Origin of the sequence: Protofrankia sp. Cr1 (assembly GCF_963555865.1) — a bacterium.
Classification (GTDB): Bacteria; Actinomycetota; Actinomycetes; order Frankiales; family Frankiaceae; genus Protofrankia.
In genome coordinates this window covers 1-6,585 of record NZ_CAUVXO010000179.1, presented here as the reverse complement: position 1 = coordinate 6,585, position 6,585 = coordinate 1, and the positions used below count along the sequence as shown (strand labels likewise).

The 6,585-nt window shown below is 66.0% G+C and carries 7 protein-coding genes and 1 tRNA gene; 4 read left to right on the top strand and 4 right to left on the bottom strand.

Annotated features, from left to right (window positions below):
• Positions 1-28: 28 nt before the first annotated feature.
• Positions 29-367: a P-II family nitrogen regulator gene (locus tag U9980_RS15045; protein WP_322768481.1), complete on the bottom strand. Its 339-nt coding sequence runs from the start codon at positions 365-367 to the stop codon at positions 29-31.
• Positions 364-1,719 carry an ammonium transporter gene (locus U9980_RS15040; RefSeq protein ID WP_322768480.1) on the bottom strand — a complete coding sequence of 452 codons (1,356 nt, stop codon included), beginning with the start codon at positions 1,717-1,719 and terminating at the stop codon, positions 364-366. The genes U9980_RS15045 and U9980_RS15040 overlap by 4 nt, the downstream gene beginning before the upstream one ends.
• Positions 1,720-2,051: 332 nt before the next feature.
• Between U9980_RS15040 and U9980_RS15035 the strand changes: the two genes are divergently transcribed.
• Positions 2,052-3,281 carry a C40 family peptidase gene (locus U9980_RS15035; protein WP_322768479.1) on the top strand — a complete coding sequence of 410 codons (1,230 nt, stop codon included), beginning with the start codon at positions 2,052-2,054 and terminating at the stop codon, positions 3,279-3,281.
• A 20-nt stretch (positions 3,282-3,301) separates the two neighbouring features.
• On the opposite strand, the gene U9980_RS15030 is transcribed toward U9980_RS15035, so the two are convergent.
• Positions 3,302-4,027 (bottom strand): metal-dependent transcriptional regulator, encoded by a 726-nt coding sequence (locus U9980_RS15030; protein ID WP_322750661.1) that lies wholly within the window; start codon positions 4,025-4,027, stop codon positions 3,302-3,304.
• Positions 4,028-4,174: 147 nt separating this feature from the next.
• Between U9980_RS15030 and U9980_RS15025 the strand changes: the two genes are divergently transcribed.
• From U9980_RS15025 to U9980_RS15015, 3 genes are all read left to right on the top strand, one after another.
• Positions 4,175-4,399, top strand: a complete 225-nt coding sequence (locus U9980_RS15025; protein WP_322750662.1) for a DUF3039 domain-containing protein — start codon at positions 4,175-4,177, stop codon at positions 4,397-4,399.
• Positions 4,400-4,461: 62 nt separating this feature from the next.
• Positions 4,462-4,534, top strand: a tRNA-Arg gene (locus tag U9980_RS15020).
• Between the two features lie 261 nt (positions 4,535-4,795).
• Positions 4,796-5,791, top strand: a complete 996-nt coding sequence (locus U9980_RS15015; protein WP_322768478.1) for a PDR/VanB family oxidoreductase — start codon at positions 4,796-4,798, stop codon at positions 5,789-5,791.
• Between the two features lie 130 nt (positions 5,792-5,921).
• Here the strand turns inward: U9980_RS15015 and U9980_RS15010 are convergent, their stop codons facing one another.
• Positions 5,922-6,485, bottom strand: coding sequence for a YceI family protein (locus U9980_RS15010; protein WP_322768477.1), 564 nt, complete (start codon positions 6,483-6,485; stop codon positions 5,922-5,924).
• Positions 6,486-6,585 lie beyond the last annotated feature (100 nt).

The window sequence follows — 6,585 nt, the reverse complement described above, 5'->3', positions numbered from 1 at the left end:
GTGCACGGTTACCGTGAGGCGCACTGTTCTACAGGGCGTCTGATCCACGTTCGCCGGTGCGAACCCGGACGACGGTCTCGACCGGTACCACCCAGACCTTGCCATCGCCGATCTTGCCGGTCTGTGCGGCGGTCGTGATGGCGGTGACCAGCTCCTCAACGGCGCTGTCATCCGTGACGATCTCAATTTTGATCTTCGGGACGAAGTCGACCTTGTATTCGGCGCCCCGGTAGACCTCGGTGTGGCCCTTTTGCCGACCGAAACCCTGGACTTCGGAGATGGTCATGCCGTGCACGCCGAGAGCTTCCAGCGCAGCTTTCACGTCATCCAGCTTGAACGGCTTGATGACCGCGGTCACGAGTTTCACGCCTGCCCCTCCTCGGTGGTCGTGGTCGAGGACGCGAACGATGCGGAGTCGCCGCCGAGCGAGACGAACTCGTACGCGGTCTCGCCGTGCAGCACGAAGTCCATGCCCTCCTGCTCCTCGTCCGGCGACAGCCTCATCTTGTAAATCTTGTCGATGACGAAGGCGATGATGAACGTTACGACGAACGAGTAGGCCACCACCGAGACGACCGCAAGCGCCTGCTTGCCGAGCAGGCTGGCGCCACCGCCGTAGAAGATGCCGTCGGCGCTGAAACCGGGAGCGACGTCGCTGGTGCCGAAGAAGCCGATCAGCAGGGCGCCTAGCACACCGCCGACGAGGTGGACAGCACCGACGTCGAGGGCGTCGTCAATGCCGACTTTGCCTTTGATCGCTGTGGCCAGGGCGCAGACAGCGCCGGCGAGTAGCCCGATGAAGATCGAGCCGGCCGGCGAGACAAAGCCGCAGGCTGGGGTGATGGCGACCAGGCCGGCGACCGCGCCGGAGGCGGCACCCAGCGTGGTGGCCTTGCCGTCCCGGATCCTCTCCACGAGCAGCCAGCCGAGCATGGCGGCTGCGGTCGCGGTATTGGTGTTCACGAACGCGAAGCCGGAGCGGGTGTCGGCGGCGAGCTCGGACCCGGCGTTGAAGCCGAACCAGCCGAACCAGAGCAGGCCGGTGCCGAGCAGTACGAACGGCAGGTTGTGCGGCCGGAAGCTGGTACCCGGCCAGCCCTTGCGCCGGCCGAGGACAAGTGCCACGGCGATGGCCGCGGCGCCGGCGTTCGCGTGGACGACCGTGCCACCGGCGAAGTCCTCGGCGCCCTTCTTGAACAGCCAGCCTTCCGGGGAGAAGACCCAGTGCGCCACCGGTGAATAGACGACGAGCGACCATATGGCGATGAAAACGGCAAAAGCCCCGAACTTCCAGCGGTCAGCCGTGGCACCGGTGATCAGAGCTGGGGTGATGATCGCGAACATGAGCTGGAAGGCCACGAACACGATCGGTGGGATCACCTGGGCGAGTGAGGGTGTCGTCTCGGCGTAGCCGGGAACCGCCTCGTTCATGTGGTTGAGCAGCGCGAAGTGGAAGCCGCCGAAGATCTGGTTGCTGTCGCCGAACGCGATGCTGTAACCGATCAGTACCCAGAGAATGCTGACGACACCCATGCAGAAGAAGTTCTGCATGAGCATGCCGAGCACATTCTTTGAGCGCACCATTCCACCATAGAAAAATGCGAGACCGGGCGTCATCAGGAGAACCAGCGCCGATGCGGCCAGGATCCAGGCGGTACTGCCGGCACTCGCTGCGCTGGTTATCCCATCCTGGAGATTTTTAAGCTGATCTGAATTCATGTCTCTCCCGTCGGTCGCCCCGCCCGCCCGCGCGGACCATGCTCGCCCCGGTCGGCGGCCGAGCGTGGCCGTCCCGGATCCTTCGGCCGAAGAGTCGATAGGATGCGTTCCGGACCGGTATCTTGCCTGTTTCTGACACGTGAATTCGCCAAATTGGGCGGCTCGTGATTCCCTGTGGTGGCTGTGTGTTGTACCTCACATTACTCTCTGTGAGAATCGGCGCGTGTGCGTGATTCTACTGGCGCCAAGGGTTACTGTGCCTGGCTGTGGGTAGCGACTCAGATGCAGATAGCAATTACAAGGTTCGCGTCGCTTCATACGTTTTTGTCCGGTTGCGTAAACGGCCGTCTATTGTCGCGGAGGTCCAACATCGGGCGTTTGCGCGGACACCGCTTGCCGTGGGTCTACTCGGGGCTCTCGTCGGCGCGATCATGCTTGTGTCGACCACTGCCGGCCCGGCCAGAGCCGACGACATAAACAAGATCACGGAAGACATTGCGGGCGCCCGGCAGCGTCTGACCGACCTGACTAATTCGACCGAGGCCGTCACCGAAGCGTTTAATGCCGGCCGGTTGCGGCTGGGTGCGGCCGAACAGGCTGCGGCCCGGGCCGCGGACAATGTCGGGCGTGCTGACGTCGCCGTGCAGGCCGCACAGGAAAAGCGTCGTACTGTCGGATCTGTCGCTTATAAGACCGGTGACTTCGAACAGCTGTCGGTCCTGTTGTCCGGCGACCCCGCAACCGTGCTGGATCGGGCAGGTGCGATGGACGCGCTCGCCCGTCGCGGCAGGGAGGCCGACGTTCAGTTGCGGTCGGCACGGCATGATCTTACCGATGCACAGGCCGCCGCCGCGTTGGCAGTCGATGAGCAGCATCGAGAGGTCGTATCCCTCGAGACGCAGAAGCAGAGCATCGAGACATCGATCACGGCACAGCGGGCGCTGCTGGACGAACTGGTCGCCCGTCACGACGATCTTGTGCGGCAGGCGCGTGAAAACGAGGCCGCGGCTCTTCGGGCCCGTGAGCGGGCGGCCGCACAGGCCGCTGCCGCCCGCGCTGCGCAGGCCGTGGCCGAGCAGGAGCAACTACGTGATCTGAGCAAACTGACCGAACGTGCCGGTCGCGGATTCACTGAAATGCCGATCTCGCCGCCGCCCCCACCCACCGTGGCCGCAAGCGTCGGCGGAGGCGGAGGCGTGGGCGCGTCCGGGGGCGGGGCGGCGGTCGCGGTGGCCGAGGCCCGTGCGCAGCTCGGCAAGCCGTACATGTGGGCGGCGGCCGGCCCGAACGCCTTCGACTGCTCGGGGCTCACCCAGTGGGTGTGGTCCAAGGCGGGAATCGCGCTGTCCCACTACACCGGTGCGCAGTGGAACGAGGGGCGCCAAGTCTCCACCGCCGAGCTCATCCCGGGCGACCTGCTCTTCTTCGGCGCTGATCTACATCATGTCGGGATCTACATCGGCGCCGGCAAAATGATTGACGCACCACACACAGGCACTGTGGTGCGCCTCGAGGACGTCTGGTGGCCGAGGCTCGCCGGGGCCGTCCGGCCGGGTGGATGATTATCGGGATCCCGCGGCGCTCATGCCACGTTCGCCACGGACCGCTCGACATAGACGAGCCCCGCGCCCCGCCGCGAAAGCTCGATGGCGGTGGCTTCGTCGCCCACCGGGGTTTCCTCCGGAGACACGATCTCGACGACGTCACCGCGCCCGCGGACGATCACCGTGGCACCTGGCATGACCGCGGCGTCGCGCAGCTGGCGCATCGTGCGTTCGTCCGTCTGCAGGCGCTCGGAGATCCAGCTGACCGTGACCGGGGTGGCCCGGGAACCCGCGAAGTCGGCGGCGGCCAGCAAGCTCAGCGGAGCCGGTGGCCGAGGCCCGGCTGGGCGGTCGAACGAGCCGGTCGGGATGACGTTGCCGAACGGGCATCTCTTCGGGTCGCCGAGGATCTCGGTGAGCCGCATCTCCACCTCGTCGGAGATCACATGCTCCCATCGACACGCCTCATTGTGGACCAGTGCCCAGTCCAGGCCGATCACCCGGGTGAGGAGAAGCTCTGCCAGGCGGTGCTTGCGCATGACCGCGGTCGCGCGGGCGAGACCCTTCTCGGTGAACTGCACGGTGCGGTCGTCTGCAAGAGCGACCAGCCCCTCACTGGCCAGCCGCGAGGTCGATTCGCTGGCTGCGGGAGCACTGACGTGCAATCTTTCGACAAGACGTGCACGCAGCGGCGGGATGCCCTCCTCCCTCAGCTCGTAGAGGGTACGGAGGTACATCTCGGTACTGTCGATAAGTCCAGTCACCGGGCTCCTTCGTCCAGGTACCAGGGTACGCCCGCGAGGCGATGTGCCGGCCGGCCTGACCGATCATCGGGGGGTCCGATCGGCGGCCCCGATCGGGGGTCGGATGTCGGCGGTCGCGGCGCGGTACGGCGTCCTACACTTGGCTCCATGAGCTCGACCCAGATCGCACCGGAGACCACCCACAGCGGGACGGACGAGGGCAACGACTTCGCCCACTACGCCCGCCATGAGGAGATCGTCCGGGCGTCCATCGAAGGCGGCCGGGTGACCGCGCTGTGCGGCTACCAGTTCGAGCCGGTGCGTGACCCGCAGCGGTTCCCGGTGTGCCCGCGGTGTAAGGAACTCGTCGCTCTCGCCGAACAGTTCGGCTGACCCGCCACCCACGCCGATGTGTGAGCTGGCTGCGGTGTCACGGCTATGCTCGTCATGGGTGCGCCCTTGTAGCTCAGTGGATAGAGCGATCGCCTCCTAAGCGATAGGTCGTAGGTCCGATTCCTACCAAGGGCACAACGCCTCGCCGACCTGCGAGGTCCGTCTGATGGCCGAGGCGACGCCGGCCGACCACCGCTGCTGATCTCTACGCCGATGGGGACGACGTTCCTCTCGCTTCAGGTCGACGCTATTCGTGGGAAGCGCATAGTAACGACGAGCCGGGCGATGAAGGTTGGCATAGCAGCTTCCAGATCCGATCGGTGTGATCCTGAAGGACGGTCGAGGCCTGTCCGTGGCCGACGTCGGGTATGAATGACGTGAGGAAGGCGGTAGGCAATGTCTGCGAGTGCGCCGCAGGACGGTCGGCTCGGTCTGGTCGTCGCAGCGAAGGAACGTGTCGCCGAGGCGGTCGTGCGGGTGGTGCTCACCCGTCCCGACGGCGGTGCGTTACCGGCGTGGACGCCGGGTGCGCACATCGACCTGATCCTGACCGAGCAACTGGTCCGCCAGTACTCACTGTGTGGCGATCATGGTGACGAGAGCCACTGGGAGATCGGGGTACTACACGAGCCCGCTGGGCGTGGCGGGTCCCGGCACGTGCACGAGGTTCTCAGCGTCGGCGATCAGGTGACGGCCAGCGTTCCACGGAACAACTTCCAGCTCGTTCCGGCGCCGGAGTACCTGTTTCTCGCGGGCGGGATCGGCATCACTCCGATCCTGCCGATGGTCCAGGCGGCGCAGACCGCGGGTGCCGCGTGGAAGCTCGTCTACGGCGGACGCCGGCATGCGTCCATGGCGTTCCTCGACCGACTGGCCCGTTACGGGAACCGAGTGGCGGTCCAGCCCGAGGACACCCATGGCCAGCTCGATCTCGGCGGCCTTCTGGGCACTCCCCGCCCGGATGTCGCGGTCTACTGCTGCGGCCCTGAGGGTCTGCTGGCGGCGGTGGAGTCGCGATGCGCAGCGTGGCCCACCGGCAGCCTGCACGTCGAACGCTTTCGGCCCCGCCCACCAGGAGCCGGCGGCACGAACGGCGTCGGGAGGGACGGTGCCGCGGCGGTCTTGGACGAGTTCGACGTTGTCCTCGCCCGGAGCGGCCGGACGGTGCGGGTCCCCGCGGCGCGGTCGGTGCTCGAGGTGTTGGAAGCAGCGGGGGTGGATGTGTTGTCCTCCTGCCGGGAGGGCATCTGCGGCACCTGCGAGACCGGTGTCATCGAAGGTGAGCCCGACCATCGGGATTCGGTACTCACCGATGACGAGCGGGCCGCGTCGGAATTCATGATGATCTGTGTTTCCCGTAGTCGCACTCCGAAACTCGTCCTCGATCTGTGACCAGCCCGTTGTGAACCACGTGACCGGAAGGCTCACGGATCGTTCTCGCGCCGCCTCGCGGATCCGCCTGCGAATCCGCAGGTGACGACCGATGGCGGTGCGAGAACGATCCTGGCCGGACCGGGGTCGGTCAGACAGACTTGATTGCCGAAATGTCAAGCTCGATCTTGATCTTGTCGCTCAGGAGAAGACCACCGCTCTCCAGCGGAGCATTGAAGGTGATCCCGAACTCCTTGCGGCTGATCGTCGCCGAACCTTCGAAACCGGCGCGGGTGTTGCCGAACGGGTCCTTGGCGGAACCACCGAACTCGATTTCGATGTCGATCGGCTTGGTCACACCGTGGACGGTGATGTCACCGCTGAGGACGAAGCTGGTCTCGCTGCCGCCGCTCTTCGCGCTGTTGCTGACGAAGGTGATCGACGGGTACTGCTCGACGTCGAGGAAGTCTGCGCTGCGCACGTGACCGTCCCGGTCCGCGTTGCCCGTGTCGAGGCTGGCGGTGGAAATGGTCACCGTGGCGCTGGACGACAGCGGCTCGGCGCCGTCGAGGGTCAGCGTCCCCTCGAAGCCGCCGAAGCTCCCGCGGACGGTGGTGACCACCGCGTGGCGGACGGCAAAGCCCAGCCGGCTGTGTACCGGGTCGATCGTCCACGTGCCGGTCAGTTCGTCGGGCGTGATCGTGGGAGACGTCACTGTTTCCTCCTGGGAAGGTCGTGCGGGCACCGGTTTGCCGGCGTCTGATCGTGTCGTGCCTCGCTAGCATATCGATGCTCGCGCAAACAACTTCCAGGGA

What these genes read in the sequence shown, in the direction of transcription:
- U9980_RS15040 (WP_322768480.1), bottom strand. Translation starts at nt 1,719, where the DNA reads ATGAATTCAGATCAGCTTAAAAATCTCCAGGATGGGATAACCAGCGCA.
- U9980_RS15025 (WP_322750662.1), top strand. Translation starts at nt 4,175, where the DNA reads ATGAGCTCGACCCAGATCGCACCGGAGACCACCCACAGCGGGACGGAC.
- U9980_RS15015 (WP_322768478.1), top strand. Translation starts at nt 4,796, where the DNA reads ATGTCTGCGAGTGCGCCGCAGGACGGTCGGCTCGGTCTGGTCGTCGCA.